Genomic DNA, 250 nt, shown 5'->3' on the forward strand with positions numbered 1-250 from the left:
TTTTGTTACTTCTTCGCCTTCGGAGGAGTGTCGTCGGCAACCTGCACGACAAATGCGGACTGCTCGCTGGCCAGAACCGCCTGCATGACGTCCGGATCGGTGATCTCGTCGCCCTGCTTATATGGTCCGAATTCGTCTTTGACAACCAGCTTCATGGGTCACTCCACAATGGTCTTGATGGGGAATTGCGCGTCGAGCGACGGGCCGGCGCTGACGTTTTCGATGGTCGCCGTGATCTGGGTCAGCGTGG

General features: G+C 58.0%; 1 protein-coding gene. It reads right to left on the reverse strand.

Annotated elements, in window-relative coordinates; genetic code table 11:
* Positions 1-5 precede the first annotated feature (5 nt).
* A complete protein-coding gene (locus tag RVY79_RS20870; protein WP_171017935.1) occupies positions 6-155 on the reverse strand; it encodes a hypothetical protein in 150 nt (49 codons plus the stop codon).
* Between the last annotated feature and the right edge of the window lie 95 nt (positions 156-250).

Source organism: Chromohalobacter sp. HP20-39 (assembly GCF_033052815.1).
Lineage (GTDB): Bacteria > Pseudomonadota > Gammaproteobacteria > Pseudomonadales > Halomonadaceae > Chromohalobacter.